The 19,235-nt window shown below is 58.2% G+C and carries 17 protein-coding genes, 1 tRNA gene and 2 pseudogenes; 6 read left to right on the forward strand and 14 right to left on the reverse strand.

The window, feature by feature from the left end:
* The first annotated feature begins 105 nt into the window (after window positions 1-105).
* Entirely contained in the window at window positions 106-2,517 is a 2,412-nt protein-coding gene (locus ACVWXF_RS06085) for a DEAD/DEAH box helicase (RefSeq protein ID WP_414406825.1), read from the forward strand.
* A gap of 40 nt (window positions 2,518-2,557) precedes the next feature.
* Window positions 2,558-2,896 (forward strand): hypothetical protein, encoded by a 339-nt coding sequence (locus ACVWXF_RS06090; protein WP_457473919.1) that lies wholly within the window; start codon window positions 2,558-2,560, stop codon window positions 2,894-2,896.
* Between the two features lie 339 nt (window positions 2,897-3,235).
* Here the strand turns inward: ACVWXF_RS06090 and ACVWXF_RS06095 are convergent.
* The 6 genes and pseudogenes from ACVWXF_RS06095 to ACVWXF_RS06120 form a co-directional block, all read right to left on the reverse strand.
* Window positions 3,236-3,320 (reverse strand) — tRNA-Ser (locus ACVWXF_RS06095).
* 73 nt (window positions 3,321-3,393) lie between these two features.
* Window positions 3,394-3,822, reverse strand: a complete 429-nt coding sequence (locus ACVWXF_RS06100; protein WP_457473920.1) for a DUF2358 domain-containing protein — start codon at window positions 3,820-3,822, stop codon at window positions 3,394-3,396.
* On the reverse strand, window positions 3,819-4,616 hold the full coding sequence (locus tag ACVWXF_RS06105) for an MBL fold metallo-hydrolase (protein WP_457473921.1): 798 nt from the start codon (window positions 4,614-4,616) through the stop codon (window positions 3,819-3,821). The genes ACVWXF_RS06100 and ACVWXF_RS06105 overlap by 4 nt, the downstream gene beginning before the upstream one ends.
* Window positions 4,617-4,631: 15 nt before the next feature.
* The gene (locus ACVWXF_RS06110) at window positions 4,632-5,972 is read right to left on the reverse strand and encodes a TldD/PmbA family protein (protein WP_457473922.1); all 1,341 of its coding nucleotides are present in this window, start codon (window positions 5,970-5,972) and stop codon (window positions 4,632-4,634) included.
* 371 nt (window positions 5,973-6,343) lie between these two features.
* Window positions 6,344-7,678: pseudogene (locus ACVWXF_RS06115) on the reverse strand (RNA-guided endonuclease InsQ/TnpB family protein).
* A gap of 4 nt (window positions 7,679-7,682) precedes the next feature.
* Window positions 7,683-8,096, reverse strand: coding sequence for a DUF4351 domain-containing protein (locus ACVWXF_RS06120; protein ID WP_457473923.1), 414 nt, complete (start codon window positions 8,094-8,096; stop codon window positions 7,683-7,685).
* A 253-nt stretch (window positions 8,097-8,349) separates the two neighbouring features.
* Between ACVWXF_RS06120 and ACVWXF_RS06125 the strand changes: the two are divergent.
* Window positions 8,350-9,252 (forward strand): annotated as a pseudogene (locus ACVWXF_RS06125) (RNA-guided endonuclease TnpB family protein); the annotation flags it as partial.
* Window positions 9,253-9,257: 5 nt separating this feature from the next.
* On the opposite strand, the gene ACVWXF_RS06130 reads toward ACVWXF_RS06125, so the two are convergent.
* On the reverse strand, window positions 9,258-9,458 hold the full coding sequence (locus ACVWXF_RS06130) for a hypothetical protein (RefSeq protein WP_457473924.1): 201 nt from the start codon (window positions 9,456-9,458) through the stop codon (window positions 9,258-9,260).
* A gap of 20 nt (window positions 9,459-9,478) precedes the next feature.
* A complete protein-coding gene (locus ACVWXF_RS06135; RefSeq protein ID WP_457473925.1) occupies window positions 9,479-10,939 on the reverse strand; it encodes a TldD/PmbA family protein in 1,461 nt (486 codons plus the stop codon).
* A 428-nt stretch (window positions 10,940-11,367) separates the two neighbouring features.
* Here ACVWXF_RS06135 and ACVWXF_RS06140 point away from each other — a divergent pair, with 428 nt between their 5' ends.
* Entirely contained in the window at window positions 11,368-12,108 is a 741-nt protein-coding gene (locus ACVWXF_RS06140) for a uracil-DNA glycosylase (RefSeq protein ID WP_457384204.1), read from the forward strand.
* A 47-nt stretch (window positions 12,109-12,155) separates the two neighbouring features.
* Here the strand turns inward: ACVWXF_RS06140 and ACVWXF_RS06145 are convergent, their stop codons facing one another.
* Together ACVWXF_RS06145 and ACVWXF_RS06150 are read right to left on the reverse strand one after the other, a co-directional pair.
* The gene (locus tag ACVWXF_RS06145) at window positions 12,156-13,013 is read right to left on the reverse strand and encodes a methyltransferase domain-containing protein (RefSeq protein ID WP_457473926.1); all 858 of its coding nucleotides are present in this window, start codon (window positions 13,011-13,013) and stop codon (window positions 12,156-12,158) included.
* A gap of 122 nt (window positions 13,014-13,135) precedes the next feature.
* Window positions 13,136-13,795: a CDP-alcohol phosphatidyltransferase family protein gene (locus ACVWXF_RS06150; RefSeq protein WP_457473927.1), complete on the reverse strand. Its 660-nt coding sequence runs from the start codon at window positions 13,793-13,795 to the stop codon at window positions 13,136-13,138.
* 420 nt (window positions 13,796-14,215) lie between these two features.
* Between ACVWXF_RS06150 and ACVWXF_RS06155 the strand changes: the two genes are divergently transcribed.
* The gene (locus ACVWXF_RS06155) at window positions 14,216-15,199 is read left to right on the forward strand and encodes an ABC transporter ATP-binding protein (protein ID WP_414344385.1); all 984 of its coding nucleotides are present in this window, start codon (window positions 14,216-14,218) and stop codon (window positions 15,197-15,199) included.
* 95 nt (window positions 15,200-15,294) lie between these two features.
* Here ACVWXF_RS06155 and ACVWXF_RS06160 read toward each other — a convergent pair whose 3' ends face one another.
* The 3 genes from ACVWXF_RS06160 to ACVWXF_RS06170 form a co-directional block, all read right to left on the reverse strand.
* On the reverse strand, window positions 15,295-16,410 hold the full coding sequence (locus tag ACVWXF_RS06160) for a glycosyltransferase family 4 protein (protein WP_457473928.1): 1,116 nt from the start codon (window positions 16,408-16,410) through the stop codon (window positions 15,295-15,297).
* Window positions 16,411-16,549: 139 nt separating this feature from the next.
* Window positions 16,550-16,690, reverse strand: coding sequence for a hypothetical protein (locus ACVWXF_RS06165; protein ID WP_414330515.1), 141 nt, complete (start codon window positions 16,688-16,690; stop codon window positions 16,550-16,552).
* Between the two features lie 131 nt (window positions 16,691-16,821).
* Window positions 16,822-17,553, reverse strand: coding sequence for a M50 family metallopeptidase (locus ACVWXF_RS06170; RefSeq protein WP_414419234.1), 732 nt, complete (start codon window positions 17,551-17,553; stop codon window positions 16,822-16,824).
* Window positions 17,554-17,729: 176 nt separating this feature from the next.
* Between ACVWXF_RS06170 and ACVWXF_RS06175 the strand changes: the two genes are divergently transcribed.
* Window positions 17,730-18,362 carry a class I SAM-dependent methyltransferase gene (locus ACVWXF_RS06175; protein WP_457473929.1) on the forward strand — a complete coding sequence of 211 codons (633 nt, stop codon included), beginning with the start codon at window positions 17,730-17,732 and terminating at the stop codon, window positions 18,360-18,362.
* A 22-nt stretch (window positions 18,363-18,384) separates the two neighbouring features.
* On the opposite strand, the gene ACVWXF_RS06180 is transcribed toward ACVWXF_RS06175, so the two are convergent.
* Window positions 18,385-19,212 carry a thiazole synthase gene (locus ACVWXF_RS06180; RefSeq protein ID WP_457473930.1) on the reverse strand — a complete coding sequence of 276 codons (828 nt, stop codon included), beginning with the start codon at window positions 19,210-19,212 and terminating at the stop codon, window positions 18,385-18,387.
* Between the last annotated feature and the right edge of the window lie 23 nt (window positions 19,213-19,235).

The raw sequence follows: 19,235 nt of genomic DNA on the forward strand, positions 1-19,235 counted from the left end.
GGGAGCAGTCGACGCCCCAAGAAAGCTTGTATCCTAGAAGGTACAACCCACAGGAAGCAGTGAATTGGGCGGGTTTCCAGGTTTCCCAATGTTGATTTGGATCCCATGAGTGCGCTTCTCTCCCCGGCAACCGATTTGCTGGACGAGTTGCGGCAGCTTTTCCCCTTCGAGCTGGACGACTTTCAGATCCGAGCCATTCAGGTTCTGGCTGCTGGGGAATCGGTGGTGGTCTGTGCTCCCACGGGATCCGGCAAGACCCTGATCGGAGAGTATGCCATCTATCGGGCCCTATCCCAGGGCAAGCGGGTTTTCTATACAACGCCCCTGAAGGCCCTCTCCAACCAAAAGTTCCGGGATTTTGGCCAGCAATTCGGCCCAGAACAGGTTGGCCTGCTCACCGGCGACATCTCCATCAACCGGGAGGCGCCGATCTTGGTGATGACCACCGAGATCTTCCGCAACATGCTCTATGGCACGCCGCTCTCTCTGGCCGTTCAGAGAGGAGCCTCCGGCGATGGGATGGAACCTTGGGAGGAGGCGGAGGCCCTGAGTCGGGATCCCTTGCGAGAGGTGCAGGCGGTGATCCTGGACGAATGCCATTACATGAACGACCAGCAGCGGGGCACCGTCTGGGAAGAAGCAATCATCTACTGCCCCCCCACGATCCAGCTCATTGCCCTTTCTGCCACCCTGGCCAACAGCGACCAGCTCACCGATTGGATGAACCAGGTGCATGGCCCCACCCATCTGATCGACTCCAACCACCGCCCGGTGCCGCTGCAATTTCACTTTGCCAATCGCAAAGGGCTGTTCCCCCTGCTGGAGCAAACCGAGTCCGGCCAGTGGGTTTGCAATCGCCGCCTGAAAAGCAAACTCCCCAAGTCAGGTCAGTCTCCCTATGGGGGAGTGCCGGATATGGTGCAGGTGGTGGAGAACTTGCGCCAGCGGGACATGCTGCCGGCCATCTATTTCATCTTCAGTCGCAAAGGCTGTGATATGGCCGTGGCCAGCGTAAGGGATCTGGACTTGGTAGCCAGCGAGGAAGAACGGCAGCAGTTGGCCGAGCAGATCGACCGCTTTTGTCGAGAAACGCCCGAAGCTGTCCGCCGAGATCAGTTGGATGCCCTTTACCGGGGTATTGCCGCTCACCATGCCGGCATGTTGCCTGCCTGGAAGGGACTGGTGGAGCATCTGTTTCAGCAGGGGCTAGTGAAGCTGGTCTTCGCCACTGAGACTTTGGCCGCCGGGATCAACATGCCCGCCCGCACAACTGTCATCTCCTCCCTTTCTAAGCGCACCGACAACGGCCACCGCCTCTTGACCGCTTCTGAGTTTATGCAAATGTCGGGCCGAGCCGGACGGCGGGGCAAGGACATCATCGGCCATGTGGTGACGGTGCAATCCCCGTTTGAGGGGGCCCAAGAAGCTGCGCGGCTGGCCACCTCTGGAGCGGATCCCTTGGTGAGCCAGTTTACCCCCACCTATGGCATGGTGCTGAACCTGCTGCAAAAGCACTCTTTGGAAGCAGCACGGGATCTGATCAACCGCAGCTTCGGCCAGTATTTGCTCTCGTTGCAAAAGTTGCCCGAACAACAGGAGATCCTGCACACGCGCGCCGAGCTGGAGGAGATCGACCGTCTCTTGGGAGGCATTGCCGACGAAGATATCGCCCGCTATGAGAAGATGCAGGCGCAACGGCGGGAAGAACGACGCATTTTGCGCTACTTGCTCAAACAACGGGAAGCTGAGCCGGATCCCACCTTGCGGCTGTTGGCCTTTCCCCACATTCATGCCCAAGAGGAAAAAATCCGTGCCCTAGAAGCTCAAATCCGAGAGAATCCCGCTCACCAAGTGGGGAAAAAATTGCTGGGTTTGCGAGAAAAACGACAGCGCTTGCTCAAGCGCCTCGAGCACCTGGAGCGGCAGAGCGATTCCGTGCAGGAGCTGCGCTGGCAGCAATTTATGGCCTTGGTGGGGGTGTTGCAGGATTTCAACTGTCTGCAAGAGTATCAACCTACCGATAGCGGAGAGGTGGTGGCCGCGCTGCGGGGGGATAACGAGCTCTGGCTGGCGCTGGCTCTGCTCTCGGGTGAGTGTCAGGGCTGTGCTCCCCATCATTTGGCCGGAGTTGTGGCTGCCTTGGTCTCAGAGGCTCCCCGTTCAGGTACCTACAGCCGGCTGCGCACCTCGGGGCTGGTGGAGGATGTGCTGCACGGATTGCGGGGTTTACGGCGGCAGCTGTTCCGCAGCCAACGGCAACACCAGGTGTTTCATGTGCCGATTGGGTTTGAGCCCAGCTTGGCTGGGATCGTCGAACATTGGGCGCAAGGGATCCCTTGGGAGACCCTGGAAGCCAGCACCAACCTAGATGCCGGAGACCTGGTGCGCCTGATCCGCCGCACGCTGGATTTGCTTTCTCAGATCCCTTATGTTCCCCATCTGCCGGCGGAGTTACGGGAAAATGCCCGTCAAGCCCAAAAAATGCTGGATCGCTTCCCGGTGAGCGAGTTGATCTAGCGAGCTCAGACCGTTTGCTGTTCAGTGAGGTTGCAGCTCTATGATGCCCGCCGGTGAACCCACCCTCAGGGATGTGTTGAGTGTTATTGAAGAGATCCGGCAAGATGTGGAAGAGATCCGACAGGATGTGGAAGGACTCCGGCAGGATGTCTCCAGAACCAACGAGCGGCTAGAAGCCCTGGCAGCCGATCAAGCAAAGCGCTGGGCCGAGCAGGAAAGACGTTGGGCCGAGCAGGGGATAGAAAACCGGGTGATCCTAGAACGAATTGACACCTATCAAAAGGCTAGCGCCCAAGTGGTTAACCTGGCTTTTGCCTTGATTGGAGCTGCCACCGTAGCTCTTGTCGGCATCGTCCTACGGTTGGCCGTTAGTCTATAGTCAGCTGGTTCGGCAAAAACTTCGCCAGGCAGGATGGCCTTGCTTCTCTATTCGGCAACTGGTACGGCTTGTCCTTGAGTTTGGCATTCCGAATGGCCATCTCTGACAGGGCCATGTCCCACCCCGTCTGTTATATCCCCTATTGTGTCCCACTTTAGCCTGGATTACAGTGGGTTTCCCCGGTCTATCGTGGACACTAAAAAGCCCAGAAGCCTTGCTGGGTAAGAGCTTTCTGGACTTCAGTGGACGTTATCGGATTACGGAGAGAGTGGGATTCGGTCGCGCCAGCGGGCCGGATGGCCTTACCCACGGTGAGTTGCTCTCACAAACAAGTTCCAGCGGAGAGAGTGGGATTCGAACCCACGGTGAGTTGCCCCACACAGCATTTCCAGTGCTGCGCCTTCGACCACTCGGCCATCTCTCCAGATTGAGAACAGGGGCGACTTTCCAGAGAGCTAAAAAGTCAGCTTTGTGATCCTAGCAAAGGATGGAAGCTATTAACGGGATCCCTTGGGCTCCCCAGGCCGAAACATTTGCAGCAACACTTGCCGGCGAGAGCACCGCCAGTAATCAACATGGGATCCGATCAACCCCGTCTCATTGATCTGCATCTCTGTCCAGCCGGGGATGCACAGGCGGGGACGCCAAGGCAAAGCCAAAGCACCGCTCAGGATCCACTCGGTGCGGATCTGGTTGCCGGTTTGCCGAATATCCTGCAGATCGAGACGGATATCCTCTATCCAACGCCCTATCCCCTCGATCATGCGGCGATAGCGATCCAAGCCGCGAAACTCGTTGAGGGGATCCCGGAAGTAAACCTGCGGGTCGTAGATCGCATAGGTCTGATCCCGGGGAAAGCGAGCGTAATCTGCCCGCAAGATGGCCACCAGATCGGCGCTAGGCGGGGCTGGGGAAGAAAGGCTCATGTCTTGGCCACGACAGAAAGAGACACCGTTTCCCCAGGGGCGGGGCAACACAACTGGATAGATTGGGACGTGGCGGCATTCAAGGCTGCCAGCTTTTCTCGAAACTCCTGCAGGCTGCCCAAGGGGCGGATCTGGGCGGCAAACCACCCGTGGTAGTCCACCTCTCCCATCGCCGTAGGGATCACCTGCTGGGGGCGTAGGGCTGCCACCACCTCCAGGGCCCGCTCTGGCCCCATGATCACCTCTCCCAAGAGGGGAAAGATCTGCCCCACCACCGGGATCAGCAGAGTATGAATGGGGCACAATTCCTGCTGCAATCGCAGCCGGATATCCGGTTGGGAAAGATGAGGCTCGTAGTAAAGCCGTGTCTGGGAGGACACCTCTTCCAGCAGATAGCCCAGCTCACGGACAGGCCCCAGGAGCGCACCGGGAATGGCTGTGACCCGCAGATCCCCCCACTGAGTGGACTGCCAGGGATCCAGAGCCTGAACCGTTGCAAATCCTAGACTCTTCACTACTCTGGCTGCAGCCGGCGAGGCCAAAACGGGGATCCGCTTATCCAGGCGCTGCAACGTTGGTGGGTGGCAGTGATCCGGCTGGGCTTGGCTGAGGAGGATCCCGTCGATTTTGGGCAGGGTCTCCGGCGTAAAGGGGGGTGGTTGGCGGTGCTCCAGGCGGATGAACCAGGGGATCCCCAGAAACACCAGGGGATCCACCAGCCACGGATCCAATAGGAAGGTTTGCTCCCGGGTGTGGATGAGCCAACTGTTGAGGTCGATGCGGGTCAGTTGCATGAGTTTGAAGTGAGGTTATTGCCCGGTAATGGAGAGATCGGCAACCCAAATGCGGGGACACAGCCCACCGGGTGTGACTTGCGGCTCGGGCTCGACGTAGAAAATCGACTTCAACAGCTCCAGGAAGTCTCCGGCCACTGTGGCCGCTTCGATGCTGATGCGCTCTCCTTGGCGCACCCACCACCCCTGAAACGGCAGCGAGAAGGATCCCTGTAGGGGCTTAACGCCGGCATGAAGCGCTTGCAGCTCATCGATCCAAACTACATTTTCAGCCGTAGCCAAGTCATAGGTGCTCTCCGGCGGTGCCCCGGCAAATACATGGTAGTAGTGGGCGGCAACTGTGACCTTGGCGCCGATGTTGGCATGGCCGGTGGGCTGGGCTCCTAGGCGCTTAGCCGTACCGGCGCTGTGCAAAAAGTGGGTCAAGACCCCATTGGTGATGAGGGGGACGCGGCGAGTGGGGGTGCCTTCGCCATCAAAGCTGATCGCTCCCACATTGGTCGGGTGTAGGGCATCGTCACACACCGATAGAAGAGGCGAGGCAATGGTCTTGCCCAGGGATTCTGGGGTGGACAGGCTTTGGTTGTCCAAAATGTTTTGAGCATTGAACACATTGGAGAAGGCGCTCAACAAACTCAAAAAGGCTTCTCCGGAAAAGACCACTGTGTATTTTCCAGAAGGGATCCGCTCGTACTCCAGATGGCTAATCAGTTTCTCAGCAGCTTCCTGCACACAACCCTGGATATCCAACTCATCCAGGCTGCGAGCCACTCGCATGGCTCCGGCGCTGCGGGGTTTGCGACCTTCTTGCTCTGCCTTGCTGTAGAGAAAAACCGAAGCGAGGGTATGCTCCTCTTGTCGTAGGGCTTGGTGGCTGTTGAGGTAGAAGCGGTTGATTTGCCGCTGCGCTAGGCCGTTGTAGGGCACCCCCTGAATGGCGGGATGGGATCCCAGCAGTGCCTTTTCAGCAGCCACCAACTGTTCCAACAAGTCGCCGGCCAAAGCCAACGGCCCTTTGTCGTTACAAGGCTGGGCAATGGGCAGAGTGGCTTCTGGGCTGAATTGAGGGGCATGTTCCCGCAGGCCAAAACGGCTGGCTTCAAAGGCCGTTTGCAGGGCCAGTTCCAGCCCCGCCTCATCCACATCGGTGGTGGAGGTCACCCCCACCTGACCCTGGTCGTTCCAGGCCCGCACCGTCACGCTGCAGCGGTGGGAAGCCTTGACCTGGCGAGGTTCCCCATGATCTACCTGCACGCTGGTTTCATCCACTTGAGCCCCGTAGAGATCAAACTGAGGGATCCCCAGCCGCCGGGCACAGCTTTGTGCCTGTTCTGCCAACACCTCGACCTGCACCATTGCCACTCCCCAAGTTCCTATTGCCATCCAGCGCCTCTAGTAAACTACCCGCACTCATGCTGACGCAGAGCGCTCCGCACCGCTAAAGCGAAAGAGCATGACTCTAGTCAATAATAAGCTCAACTATACTGAAAATAATGTATAATATGTTCAGTACGGATTACTACCAGTTGATCTTTCTGTTTACTTTCGAGTCTGCCAACATGGTAGCCAAAGCAAAGCAGAAAATTGGTAGTAAGACGACACGGAAACTGCGCTTTGGGTATTCTACTCAAAGCTTTGCGGGATACCGCCATTCTGTTTGGAAACAAACAGAATGCTATCGCTGCATAGTTGAACAGTGATGTTCAGCAGTGTTCAGCGTAAATGTATCAGTGCAGGCTTTCGGTAGCCCTGTAGTTGGCAAGCCAACCACGTTCGCGAAGCGAGCCGTAGGCTTGACCTCTAGGCTGGTTTACAGCAGCCCCAAGTTTGGCAATCATGTTGGCCCCATTCCAGTCCGCATCCCCTTCCCATCCACAGTGCCCACACTTAAACTGCTTCCCACTGCGATTTTGCTACGCAACGCTGACGCGACAGGATTGCGCAGGGTCGGGATGGATGTGCAAACACTTGTGACAGGTCTGCGAGGTATAAGCAGGCGGAACAAGGATCAGAGAAACCCCTGCAACCCTCGCCTTGTATTCCAGAAACTGCCTCAGTTGGTAGAACGCCCAACTGTTGGCCCTGCGCCGCTCGGCTTTGCTGCGGGGTTGTTGGTTGATACGCTCCCGTATCCCTGTCAGGTCTTCCAGAGCAACAGCGCTATTTGTGGCCTTTGCCCTAGAAACAATAGCTTTAGAGATGCGATGATTGAGCCACGTTTTTGCTACGCAACGCTGACGCGACTGAAAGCGCCTCTCCTTGCCAGACAGCCGTTGCAACAATTCTCTGCATCTGCGCCGCGAACTGCGTGTGCCCTTACTGGCTTTGCGTTGGAGTACCGCCCTCAACCGGGAGTAGTGGTCTCGGACTCTGTTCAACTGCTGTCCATTCCAGTTGCCCCCCTCTGACGTATGGGCAATATCCGTCCTTCCCAAATCCACGCCTACCACCTGAGCGGTGTTCTGCTGTTCCGGTAACTTTGCTTCCACGCAAATCTGGATGGAGTAGGAACCGTCTTTGCGCTTGACCAGAGTGGCCGTTCGCGTCAGCGGACCGGAGGTCTTTTTGGGATTGGAGCCTGCCAACTGTTCTCTCTGGTAATGACCAATCGCCAGCTCAAAGCGTTCTCGACCCTCCACCGTGGTGAGCGACACCGTCCAGTCTTTCTCGCGAAACGAAAAGATACGAGCGTCGTAGGTAGCGAAGCCACCCTTGTTCGCGTTAGCGTCGCGTAGCGACAACGCTTTGACCGGGCGGTTTTTCTGTTGTGCCACCTTGCGAGCAGACGCTACCCGTCTGCATATCTGTTGGTCGCGTAAGCGGGACGTAGTCCTTGCCAAATTACTGGACAAGCCGAAACGGGCACGGATTTCGTAGTAGCACAGGGATTGGAGTTTCAGTGGGTTGACGACTTTCTCGGGTGTGTTTTGGTTGACCCAGTTCAAGGCTTGGCCGTTCGCGTTAGCGTCGCGTAGCGACAAAGCATCCAATGTCTCGTCCAACGTGGCGGCTTGCGACTGGGACACCTTGAGCTTGCAAGAAACGGTCAGGACTTGGGTCATAGCCTTATTGCATTTTACTCACATTCCTCCCGACCCTTGCCCTGTGGGCAGAGAGCAGGGCTCCTGCGGTTTCTAGCTGACGGGCCAGCCAGGCAGTTAAATCCTCCAAGCTGTTGAAGTCCAACAGAGCTTCCCCCAGCGCCTCCAGTTGTGACGTTGACAAAGCCCAAATCTTATTCTCAAGGGCCGGGTCAAGGGATCCCAACTTCCGCCTGAGCAGCCGCAAAACCAGCGTTGCTTCCCCGTGTTGCAATCCCTGTTGTAATCCTTGTTGCAATCCTTGTTGTAGCCCTTGTTGCAGGCCCAGTTGTAGTCCTTCTCTGCGTCCTTCTTTGCGCCCTTCTTCCAGCCCCTCTCGCAGAGCTTCTGCCCGCCACTCTTGGTAGATCACCGATTCCCTCTTATCCAAAGACCTCATGATCTGCCAATCAAACCCCGATCCAATGCTAGTCCTGCCAAGACGGCTGTTGCGGCTGCCAATTCCCTTCTCTCACTGGGGTCTGCCAAGCTCTCTAGCTCACTGACCACCTCTCGCAAGGTTTCTGCTGGATCTTCCACCTGGCTTAGAACCCGAAACGGTAGCAGGGCTTGCCGATCCGCTCCGGCCCTCAAATCACATTCCCATAGGCGGACAACATCAAACTCATGGCTCAGCCTCTCTAGACGAAAAGAGGTCGCATACGCTGCAATTCAACGCCGGCAACTTTCGCAATGGGACGTGGTATCCGAAACTCACCCGAGGTTTGGCGTTCCGTGCATCCGAGGAGATGCCCAGAGAATGGGCACGTGGAACTGAGCTAATGCGGGTGAAAGACAGATGGTATGCCATCTTTCCTGAGCCCGTGAACGAGCAGTGTTCGTTAGCAAAGGGGGTTGTTGCGCTTGACCCTGGGGTAAGAAGTTTCTTTACAGGGTTTGATGGGGCGGGCTTCGTAGATATCGCCAAGGGAGACTTCGGTAGGATCGCTCGGCTGTGCTACCACCTAGACGATCTGCAGTCTAGGCTGAGTAAAGCACCGAGACCCAAGCGTAGGCGAATGCGGCAAGCGGCGTTTCGTCTGCGGGAGAGAATCAGGGACTTGGTGGACGAGTGCCATCGCAAGGTAGCGGCGTTCCTAACGGATAACTACCGATTGATATTCCTCCCTACTTTCGAGTCAGCCAAGATGGTTGCCAAGGCGGGGAGGAAGTTTGGTAGCAAGACAGCAAGGGCGATGCTCACCTGGGCGCACTATCGGTTCAAGCAGTTCCTGAAGTTTCAAGCCAAGAAGAAAAACGTGGTCGTCGTGGAAGTATCGGAAGCGTACACCAGCAAAACCTGTACCAAGTGCGGGCACATCCACACCAAGTTGGGTGGCGCAAAGGTGTTTAGATGCCCAAAGTGCAACCACAGGCTACCACGAGATTGGCAAGGCGCTCTGGGTGTTATGCTCAGGGCTTTGCGCGATACCGCCTTTCTGTTTGGACTCCGTCCCGCTAACGCGGTCGCGTCAGCGTCGCGTAGTGACAACGGAAACGGACAGAATGCTATCGCTTCACCGCTGAGCAGTAATGCTCAGCAGTGTTCAGCGTAAATGTATCAGGTCTGGAAAACTCGCTCCGACCCCGTTTTGCGCAAGTCAATCGCGTTAGCGGTGCGGAGCACCTTGACCACCTGCTGCACCGATAGGTGAGGATACCTCCGATAGAGTCGGAGCCGAGCCACTTCTCCCATGAGCCAGCGGACAAACTGCTCTGGGAAACGCTCGGCCAGATATTTGCAGACGTTGTCATAGGCCATGTCGAGGTGGATCCCTGGAATTAGCGACCGCCAACGGTAATGGAATCCACCTTGATGTGGGGCTGCCCCACCGTCACATAAATGCTGCCGCTGACGGAGCCACAGAAGCCAGCTGCCAAGCTGAGGTCTTTGGAACACATGGAGATTTTGGTCAAGATGTCTTTGGCTTCTCCGATCAGGGTGGCTCCCTTGAGGGGCTTGGTAATTTTGCCGTTTTGGATAAGATAAGCTTCTTCGACGGCAAAGTTAAATTGCCCGGTTGGGCCGACGCTCCCTCCCCCCATGCGCTTGCAATAGATGCCTTTGTCGATAGAAGCAAAAAGATCGTCCAATTCTGCATCTCCGGGGGCAATGTAGGTATTGCGCATACGGCTGGCAGGGGCAAAGGTGTAGTTTTGGCGGCGACCGCTGCCGGTGCGAGGGTGGCCGGTGCGCATTGAGCCGGCCCGGTCGGCCAGGAAGTTCTTCAAAATGCCCTTTTCAATTAGCAAAGTGCGCTGGACCGGCATGCCCTCGTCGTCCACATCCAGGCTGCCAAAGGCCCCTTCAGAGAGACCTTCGTCCCAGGCGGTGAGGTTTTTGTGGGCAATTTTCTGGCCTTTTTTGTCGGCAAAGGGAGTGGTTTTGCGCTCAATCTGGGTGGTTTCCAACAAGTGGCCGCAGGCTTCGTGGAAGATAACGCCGCCAAAAGCGTTGGACATCACAATCGGGTAGGTGCCGGATTCCACGTAGTCGGCATAGAGCATCTGGCCGGCAGCTTCTGCCAGCTCCCGGCTGTGGGCCTCCAGATCCCAACGGCGCAAAAAGTTGGGATCCCCCGTACCGCCGGAGCGTTGACTGACAGAGGCGCGATGGGATCCATCGGCACAGAGCAGCGTAGAGCTCACGGATTGGGTGAGGCGCACATCCCGCACAAAGGTGCCATCGCTGCAGGCCACCAGAATCTCTTGCCAATCGCGGAAATAGGTGGTGCGGCGGGACTGCACATGGCGGGCTTGGCGACCCAGTTGCTCGTTGGCTTTGAGCAGGATCTCCCCCATCTCCGCAATGGGGCTACATTCCTTCAACCAGCCATCTTTGCGGCGACGCTCGCCGTAGTCCTGCAGCATCTCCAGGTTGATGGCAGAAACCAGCGCTGTGGGGCCAGGAGGGGTGAAGCCCATCAGCGAAAGGCCCTTCTCCAGAGCAGCCTTGAGACCGGCAAAGGACAGATCGTTGGTGCTGACGTAGCAGTCGGCCAAGCCGCGAAACACCCGCACGCCGGCCCCGGTGGAGAGCCGTGGGGTGATGCTGGTGATGGCGTCATCTTCGGCCAGGCAACTGATGGAATTGCCCCGTTCTAGAAAAATCTCCACCAAATCGGCACCGGCAGCGCGCCCCCAGCCCAACAGGGCAGAGAGGGGATCCCGCCAATCCTCGTCGAAGCGCTGTAGAGTATGACGGTAGTTCAGGTTGGGCAGTTCTTTGGACAAAACCAGCATGGCAGGCTCAGAGAGTAGAGACGAGCTAAGGCCGGCGCAAGTTTTCGTTTTCTCAGTTTAACAAGGAGTAAAGGTTCTGATACATTCACGCTGAACTCTCCTGAACATGGTTCAGGAGAGAAGCGATCGCATCCTGCCTATCTCTGAGCAGGAAGGCGGTATCCCGCAAAGCCCTGAGGAATACCCCCCGAGCGCTTTCCCCCTTCACTTCCCGGCAACCGTTGCGGTGGACTCAAGGATCAGGGGGAAACTTGGTCTACTATATCCCTCTCAATGACTTTTGCCAAACCGCCTAAAGCTCAGTAAATTCAGCAAAGTTCAGGGTTTTGGGGGTTAGAGGCATGCTCCCCTGCCGGCAGGTTGGCCTTGAGCTTGACAAGGGCGGGGGAGCAATCGAAGATCGCTGCACAAGGAAACCTCGACTTGCAATGGCTGCCAAGAAAAAACCGCCGGAGCTTCAGCCCAGCCTGTTTGACGATCCCATCGAGCCGCCAGCCCCGGCGGAGGAGACACTCCCCCAGTGGGATCAGATCCCCCTGTCGGCCCAGGTGTCCATCCCCCCCGGCACTTACAGGGATTTGGAGCAACTGAAGCAGCATTGTTTGGTATGCCAGCGCTGCGACTTGGCAGCCAGCCGTACCCATGTGGTGGTGCATCGGGGCAACCCCAAGGCAAGGATTTTAATCATCGGAGAGGGGCCAGGGGAAAGCGAAGACCTGCAGGGGCTGCCTTTTGTGGGCAAGTCGGGACAATTGCTGGATAAAATCCTGGCTTCGGTGGGGCTGGATCCCGAGCAGGACACCTACATCTGTAATGTGGTCAAGTGCCGCCCCCCTAACAACCGCGTGCCCACCCAGGAGGAGATGGACGCCTGCCGTCCCTATCTGTTGGAGCAGATTCGCCTGGTGGATCCCTGGATTATTCTGCTCACGGGGGCCACCTCGGTGCGCTCCCTTTTGGGCGAGAAGCGAGGGATCACCAAGATCCGCGGGGAATGGATCCAGTGGCAGGGACGCTGGTGTATGCCCATTTTTCACCCGGCCTATCTGCTGCGCAACCCAGACCGCACCCCTGGCAGCCCCAAGTGGTTGATGTGGCAGGATATTCAGGCGGTGAAGCAAAAGTATCTGGAACTCACCGGCACAGCACCGCCCCAGCCCAACTTTTGAGCCCATTTCCCCAAGCGCCCCTCCTCCCAAAGGAGAGCAAGGGATCCCTACCTTGGCTGATCCCCAGGTTTGAACCCAGTCAAGAGGCCAAAGCGGAGCAAGCCGGTGGCATAAGCCCGACGCATCAGGCCCAGCCCCAGTGCCGCCCGAAGGGTAACCCAACCGCTGCGCAGCAAAGCCCAGATCCAGCGCCAGTCGCGGGCAGAAGCGATCACCTCATCCCAGAAAGGGGCCACTCGCTCCGACCAGTCGGCGCTGCGCACCTGCTCAAAGCCCACCTGTTGGGCCAGAGCCTCGTAGCTGGAGAGGCTGATCACATAGGGCAGGCAGTACACCTCGTAGATTTTCTGCAAAAGCTGTTGATCCTGCTGGCTCAGGGATCCCTCGCGGTGGCACCAGGTTACCACCATCACCTGCCCGCCCGGTTGCAAGACCCGCCAGCATTCGGCCAGAAACCGCTGCTTATCCGGCATGTGCTCGCCGCTTTCCAAAGACCACACCAAATCGAAGGTGTCGGCTGCAAAGGGCATCTCCAGAGCATCGGCCACCTGAAATTGCACCATGCTGCTCAGGCCGGCCTCTTGGGCGCGCTCCCCGGCCCGCTGGGCTTGGACGGGGCTGAGGGTAATGCCCGTAACCTGTGCCCCGAAGCGCTGGGCTAATTCCAAACTGCTCCCCCCAATGCCACAGCCAAGATCAAGAATGTGCTGGGGAGGGCAGGGATCCCCGATCTGGCCCCACTGGATAACCCTATCAATCAAGTCAATCTGAGCTTGGCGGCGATCCTTACCGGTTTGGCCCGGCTCGTAATAGCCATGGTGCATGTGCTCCCCCCACACCCGCTCCCAGAGGCCGGAGGAGGCATCGTAGAAGTGGCGAATGCGTTGGTTGAGGGTGGAGGTCATGGCAACAGATCTCCATGGCTTTTTTATTTTGGATCCTCTTGCCCGGTGGGGCTTGATGGGGAGGTCTTGAAACCCGATTCGCGTCAGCCGGACGGAGCCATAGGGACAGACTCCTTCCGAACTCACCTTGGAGCAGAAAGCGATCCCAGCGCCCAAACCAACCGCTGCACAGCACTGAAGAGCACCAGAATTGCCATCAGCCCAAACAACCCCACCATGTACTCCGGGAAAAGGAAAAACAAGCCGTAGAAAAAGATGGTTTCGCTGCCCTCGATAAGCCCCGACGGCATACTTAAGCTGGTCAGTTCATCCAAGGATCCTGCCCCGCCGGAACCATCTGTCCTCATTGACCCGCAACGCTGTCGCGAACGCCGTTTTTCCAACAGCCCTGCCAAATACATCCAGGAGCAAAGGTTGATGTAAAAGCTGGCCAGCATCAGAGCCAGAGAAGCATAGCCCAGCAGGGATCCCTGGTGAAAGGCCAGCCCCAGGGGAACGACCGCGTAGACCACCACATCCAGCAGCATATCCAGGTAGCCCCCCAGATCGCTCTGCCGCCCCTGCAGACGAGCCAACGTGCCGTCCAGCCCGTCCATAAACCGGTTCAGCAACCACAGGCCCAGCCCCCACCCGTAGGCCCCATAAGCTGCCGCCACGCCAGAGGCCAGGCCCACAGCAAACCCCGACAGGGTAATGGCTAGGGGATGCACCTGTTGGAGAGGGGTTTGCAACACTGGAGCCAACAGCCGCTCCTTCCACTGCCTAAGCACCTTATCCAGCAAGAAACACTCCTTTCTTATTGCTCTGCAACGCTGTTGCCGATGATCACCACCGGCTGGGATCCCACAAAACCTCTGGATTCAATTTTCTTGCTCCGCACCGCCAACGCGATGGAAATCATCATCCCAGAATCATCCCAGATGATGAGAATGCTACTGAAGGGAGGTCAGAGCAAAGTGCTGTGCCTACGGCAAAGGAACCGCACCGCTGTTGCGAATGAAGCGGATACCTACGCGGAGTATGTTTGCTCTGGCCCCTTTCCTCTACCGGAAGTGCTGCGGCAAGCCTAGGCTGGGACAAAGCCTGTGGGTAAACTAAAGGTTAGGCTGGGTAGCCTATCGCCTGGCGGACTGTGTGCTCCTTAACTCGGTGTTCGCGGCACCTTTTTCTCCCTCAACTCCAACATACCTACGAGCGAGTCCATGAGCGAGACCCCCACTTCCCCAGCAGAAGCGTTCGCGGCACCAGAGCCGGTCATTGCCATCACCGGCCTGACCAAAACCTATCGCACAGGATTTTGGCTGAACAAGGTGGTCAGCCCCCTCAAAGATTTTTCTCTGACTGTGGCCCGCGGAGAAACCTTTGGGCTGCTGGGGCCCAACGGGGCCGGGAAAACCACCACCATCAAATGCCTACTGGGCATTGTGGAGCCCACCCGCGGCAGCGGCACTTTGCTGGGCAAACCCCTGGGGGATCGCTCCATCAAGCAACAGGTGGGATATTTGCCGGAGAACCCCTATTTTTACGATTACTTGACGGCATGGGAGTTTCTCCAGTTTGCCGGCAAGGTGTTTGGTCTGCCCAATAGCCTGTTGAAGGAGCGGATCCCGCAACTGCTGGAGCTGGTGGGGCTTTCTATAGATACGGCCCGCAAAAAACAACTGCGCACCTACTCCAAGGGCATGCTGCAGCGCACTGGCATGGCCCAAGCGCTGATCAACGACCCAGAGCTGGTGTTTCTGGATGAGCCGATGTCGGGACTGGATCCCATGGGCCGCTATCAAATGCGCGAGATCATTCTGTCCCTCAAGCAGCAGGGCAAAACGGTGTTTTTCAACAGCCATATCCTGGCGGATGTGGAAGTTATCTGCAACCGAGTCGGCCTGATCATCGGCGGCAAATTGGTGCATCAGGGAACTTTGGATGACTTGCTGGGAGAGAGCAAAAGCTATCGGGTACAGGGGCACGGTGGCGCCGTCGAACAGTTCCGCGACCGCCTAGAGCACTTCTCGATTCAGGGATCCCATTGGTCGGGGGAATGGAGTGGATCCCTACCAGAGTTGCTGAGCCTTTTGAACCAAGCGGGGGCACTGGTCACCGACTTGCATTGGCAACGGCAATCCCTAGAAGAATTCTTTGTGGAGCAAGTGCGGGCCATTGAAGGGGATCATCCGGTCTCTGCCTAGGCTGGCCGTTCGCACTGGTGCTATGGAGAACCCCGAGAGCAGGACGGAGTTCTGCCCTGAGTATTTCCCAGTAGAGGACTCTGTGCTCCGCACCGCTAATCGGCGGCAATAACAGCCCGGTAGTAGCCTTCCAACTGTTGGGTGGCTGCCGACCAGCTCCAACGTTCTGCCTCTTGGCGGGCTTGCTGTCGGAAGAGCTGTCGCTGCCCGACGCTGCTCAGGAGTTGCTGGGTAACCTGGACAAAGTCGCTATCCGAATTGGGATCGAACAGAAAGCCATTGCGCCCACTGTCCACCACATCGGTAATGCCGCCGCAGCGGGGGGCGATCACCGGACAACCGGCAGCCATGGCTTCCAACAGAACCAGCCCCAAGGTCTCGGTGCGGGAGGGGAACACGAACAAATCCGCCGAAGCAAAGGCCGCTGCCAGAGACTCCCCCTGCAGATAGCCCGTAAACACCACATCGTAGCCGGCAAAATGTTGCTCCAGGGATCCCCGCTCTGGCCCATCTCCCACAATAGCCAAGCGGGCTTGGGGGATCTGCTCCAACAAGACCCGGATCCGCCCCACTTCCTTCTCAGCCGAAAGCCGCCCCACATAGAGCAAAAGAGGCCGTTCCGGTTGCCCTGCGGTGAGCCGAGCCCGCATCTCTGGACTGGCCGCCTGGGGATGAAACAACTCCGTGTCCACTCCTCGCTGCCACAGCTGCACCCGCTCAATGCCGTGGGCGCTCAGCTCCTGCATCATGGCCGTCGAGGTGCAAAGATTGACCCGCGCCAAATTGTGCCCCAGCTTCAGGAGATTCCACAAAACCCCCTCCAGAAAGCCCAGCCCATAATGCTGCAGATACTTCGGCAGATGGGTATGGTAGGAGGCCACCAGCGGGATCCCCATCGTCTGGCTGTAGTAGAGGCCACCCAATCCCAAAACTGCCGGGTTCACCACGTGGATCACATCCGGTCGGAAACGGCTGAGCAACTTGCCGATGGCCGGGCCGGGGGCAGCCAGCTTCAACTCTGGATACAGAGGCAGCGGCATCCCCGGGATCCCGTAGACCCGTGCCCGTGCAAACCGCCGCGGGGCTCCCCGGGGCGCGACGATGAGCACCGAGTTGCCGCGAGCGGTTAGGTGACGCACCGTGTGGCAGAGGCGGGTAACAATGCCGTCCACCTTGGGCAGAAACGTCTCCGTAAACAGGGCTATGCGCATCAGGGATCCCAAGCCTACTGTTATTGCTCCGCAACGCTGCTGCGACCGCGCTACTCGGACGGAGCCCTTAAAGACTCTAGAATGAGTGTTGCACAAAACGGCAACGCTGCTACGACCTCCGTCAGCAGACTCAAGTACCTCATTCCACCGGTGCAGAGTAGGGCATCGGCTCAGGTTCGGTGAAAGTCTGCACCTGGCTTTGGCCCAGCGTGTCTGCGGCGGTTTTGCTGATCAACAGTAAGGTCGCCGCCAGGGCCAGCCCAATAACATCCCGCCACATGCTCCACTCCTCAACTCCTCACTCCTCTTGCCCATTACTGTAGCGGCGGTTTTCTCGACTGGGCAGTGATGGAGGACGGATTTTTACATAACACGAACCACTGCCAAAATTGCGGCTTTGCCCCCCGCCGGTTAGTCTCGGAACGTCAGTTGCAAGCTGGTTATCAGCAGCACCAAAGAAGATACCGCCATCACCCCTCCCCAAAACCAGTAGGGCAAGAACAAGTTTTGGGCAATCTGGCTGGAATCGGAGTGGATCACCTGCCCGTTGATCACAGCAGAGGCCGTAAATAAGTAGTCAAGCTGGTGGTAGGTGCTCACACAGGCCTGCACCCCCAAAAATTGTGCAGCGAAGCCCCGCAGCCAGGGGGAGGCCCAGCGAGCTACCGCCAGGATCCCCAGCCCAATAGCCGGGATCAGCAACAGGCCAAATAGAGAGCGCACCCAGAGCACCGCCGACAGCAACAGCAGGGATCCCAAAGCCAACAACCCCAACTGGGCCGTACCTTGACGACGAGAAGCCAGGATAAAAACCGCCCCGGCCATTGGGGGCCCCATTGGCCCACCGGCGGCCACCAAAGCTCGACCCACCGGCCCCAAAAACAAGTGCCCACTGTGAAAGGCCAACCCCGACCCGTCGGGATAGATCTCCAGACGATGAAACTCCCCACCCAACAGCACTGCCGTCAAGCCGTGGCCCATCTCATGAAACCAGGTGGCCAGAATCGTAAAGGGGTAGAGGATATAGTTGCCCCAGGGGAGCTGCCAGAGCAAGACCGTCAGACCTGCAGCAGCCACCAACCAAACCAAGCTGTGCCGGCCAGGTTTCTCGGAAGGGGAGGGAGGCAGCTCAAACTGAGTCATAGAGCAGCAGTGGGTAGACAGAAAAAAGCCTAAAACGCCTCGTCTTCTTAGACGACTGCTGGCAGAGGAGAGTTCCAAGCCAACCCCGAGAAAATCCAGAAAAACATATGTCTCAAACCAGTTTGCAATGGATGTAGGTCAGGTAGGCTGAAAAAGACTCTGAGGGATCCCTGTCTGTGGCCACCTTCCTACGCGACTGGAGCTACCGCTTTCCCTGGCTTTACCGCAGCATCAGTCGCGGGGCTGCTCTGGCGGTGGGGGGATACGAGCGGTTGCGGAGATTGCCCATGCAAGGGATCCAGATTCATCCCCAGGAGCGGGTGTTGGATCTCTGCTGTGGCCCAGCTGAAGTAACCCCACTGTTGGCGGAGCTGAGCCAGCAGGTGGTGGGCCTGGATGCTTCCCCCAAAGCTCTAGCGGCAGCCCGCAAACGCCTTCCCCAGGTGGAGTTTGTGGAGGCCTTTGCCCAAGATATGCCCTTTCCCAATGCCAGCTTTGATTGGGTGCATACCAGCTTAGCCCTGCACGAATTGTCTTTCGCAGATTTGGAGCAGGTGCTGCGGGAAGTGTGGCGGGTGCTCAAGCCGGGGGGAGGACTCTTGATCCTGGATCTGCATGCGCCTCGGCAACCCCTGATCTGGCCTGGTCTGGCCCTCTTTTTGGCCCTGTTTGAAACCGAGACCGCCTGGGAGCTACTCAAGCTGGACTTGCCCGAGCATTTGCATCAGCAGGGTTGGCAATCCATCCGGCAGACCCTCCACGCTGGGGGAGCTCTGCAGGTTATCCAGGCGCGAAAGCCTGCCGCCTGAGCTGCACCCCTGAGAGCGGCAGTCAGCCCTGGTGCCAAAAGGGAGTGCCGAGGACAGGCGTACTGGGCTGAGCTGTTTCCTGAGGGATCATGGCCCCGGCCAGGTAGGCTCGGCGGCCTGAGCGCACCGCTTCTGCAAAGGCCTCGGCCATGGCCACCGGATCCCGGGCCAAAGCCACCGCCGTGTTTAGCAGCACCCCGTCGAAGCCCCACTCCATCACCTGGCAGGCATGGGAGGGCAGACCCAAGCCAGCATCCACGATCAGCGGCGCTTCAATCCGTTCCCGCAGCAGGCGTAAGCTGTAGGGGTTGAGGGGGCCTTTCCCGGTGCCGATGGGGGCCGCCCAGGGCATCACCACCTCACAGCCAGCATCCAAAAGCCGCTGGCAGAGCACCAGGTCGTCGGTGCTATAGGGCAGCACCTTAAAGCCGCGCCGGACCAGCTCAGCAGCAGCAGTGGGCAGTTGCACGGGATCCGGCTGCAGCGTGTAGTCATCCCCGATCAACTCCAGCTTGATCCAGTCGGTGCCAAAAACCTCACGCGCCATCTCCGCCGTTGTGATCACCTCCTGCAGGCTGTGGCAGCCGGCGGTGTTGGGCAAAACTGGGATCCCCATCTTCTGCAACAGAGCCCAGAACCTCTGGGAAGTTTCTGGCCCCAGTGCCCCTTGCCGCCGCAGAGAAACCGTCAACAAACAGGGCTGCGCGCGCGCCACCGCCTGCTCCAAAATGGCTGGCGAAGGGTAGCGAGCCGTACCCAACATCAGACGGCTGGGCAATGGTTGGCCGTAGAGAACCAAAGGATCCTCATCGGCCAGAGTTGAGGGAGAGCAATGGAGAAGGGTGGACATGGCTGAGGCAGATAGAAAAGCGG

It is taken from the genome of Thermostichus sp. MS-CIW-40, from assembly GCF_054058315.1.

Excerpts from the sequence above, each read along its gene's own strand:
- ACVWXF_RS06085 (WP_414406825.1), top strand. The coding sequence starts at position 106 with ATGAGTGCGCTTCTCTCCCCGGCAACCGATTTGCTGGACGAGTTGCGG.
- ACVWXF_RS06090 (WP_457473919.1), top strand. The coding sequence starts at position 2,558 with ATGATGCCCGCCGGTGAACCCACCCTCAGGGATGTGTTGAGTGTTATT.
- ACVWXF_RS06100 (WP_457473920.1), bottom strand. The coding sequence starts at position 3,822 with ATGAGCCTTTCTTCCCCAGCCCCGCCTAGCGCCGATCTGGTGGCCATC.
- ACVWXF_RS06105 (WP_457473921.1), bottom strand. The coding sequence starts at position 4,616 with ATGCAACTGACCCGCATCGACCTCAACAGTTGGCTCATCCACACCCGG.
- ACVWXF_RS06110 (WP_457473922.1), bottom strand. The coding sequence starts at position 5,972 with ATGGTGCAGGTCGAGGTGTTGGCAGAACAGGCACAAAGCTGTGCCCGG.
- ACVWXF_RS06120 (WP_457473923.1), bottom strand. The coding sequence starts at position 8,096 with ATGAGGTCTTTGGATAAGAGGGAATCGGTGATCTACCAAGAGTGGCGG.
- ACVWXF_RS06130 (WP_457473924.1), bottom strand. The coding sequence starts at position 9,458 with ATGGCCTATGACAACGTCTGCAAATATCTGGCCGAGCGTTTCCCAGAG.
- ACVWXF_RS06135 (WP_457473925.1), bottom strand. The coding sequence starts at position 10,939 with ATGCTGGTTTTGTCCAAAGAACTGCCCAACCTGAACTACCGTCATACT.
- ACVWXF_RS06140 (WP_457384204.1), top strand. The coding sequence starts at position 11,368 with ATGGCTGCCAAGAAAAAACCGCCGGAGCTTCAGCCCAGCCTGTTTGAC.
- ACVWXF_RS06145 (WP_457473926.1), bottom strand. The coding sequence starts at position 13,013 with ATGACCTCCACCCTCAACCAACGCATTCGCCACTTCTACGATGCCTCC.
- ACVWXF_RS06155 (WP_414344385.1), top strand. The coding sequence starts at position 14,216 with ATGAGCGAGACCCCCACTTCCCCAGCAGAAGCGTTCGCGGCACCAGAG.
- ACVWXF_RS06160 (WP_457473928.1), bottom strand. The coding sequence starts at position 16,410 with ATGCGCATAGCCCTGTTTACGGAGACGTTTCTGCCCAAGGTGGACGGC.
- ACVWXF_RS06165 (WP_414330515.1), bottom strand. The coding sequence starts at position 16,690 with ATGTGGCGGGATGTTATTGGGCTGGCCCTGGCGGCGACCTTACTGTTG.
- ACVWXF_RS06170 (WP_414419234.1), bottom strand. The coding sequence starts at position 17,553 with ATGACTCAGTTTGAGCTGCCTCCCTCCCCTTCCGAGAAACCTGGCCGG.
- ACVWXF_RS06180 (WP_457473930.1), bottom strand. The coding sequence starts at position 19,212 with ATGTCCACCCTTCTCCATTGCTCTCCCTCAACTCTGGCCGATGAGGAT.